The 377-nt window shown below is 44.8% G+C and carries 1 protein-coding gene and 1 pseudogene; both read right to left on the bottom strand.

Features of this window, described 5'->3' with window-relative positions; translation table 11 throughout:
- Positions 1-139: DUF5348 domain-containing protein (locus tag M3212_RS21830; protein WP_251195997.1), on the bottom strand; the 139-nt coding region annotated here is incomplete at its 3' end.
- A gap of 17 nt (positions 140-156) precedes the next feature.
- Positions 157-377: pseudogene (locus M3212_RS21825) on the bottom strand (AAA family ATPase); the annotation flags it as partial.

Raw genomic sequence — 377 nt, 5'->3', positions numbered from 1 at the left:
CTCTGCCAAGTTCCAAGCGGCAGGGAAGAGTCCGACCATATCCTAGATGAAGATCAAACCATTCACCGTATCGCATCTTATAACCTAAATTCTCACCCCACAACACAACCCAACAATCCAGCTCTTCATTGTAATTCATCTCTTTCCAACGGGTTTTCATGAGAGTTCCCCTTGGATGACTTGCTTGATCATATGATCGTCAATGATCCTACGGCCATTTTGTGAGCCATACAGAAGACTATGTGTACAGAGTTTATTAATGAGCCTTGCGGCACCACCAGAGAACCGATGAATTTCGCCAATCGCCCCATCTGAAAAGATTGGTTGATCAACTCCTGCATATCGAAGATGCCCAGTAACATATTCCTCAACCTGAG

Origin of the sequence: Halalkalibacter oceani, assembly GCF_023715705.1 — a bacterium.
GTDB lineage: Bacteria > Bacillota > Bacilli > Bacillales > Bacillaceae_D > Halalkalibacter > Halalkalibacter oceani_A.
The sequence above is the reverse complement of the archived record's forward strand: the minus strand, read 5'-3'. Positions and strand labels throughout refer to the sequence as shown.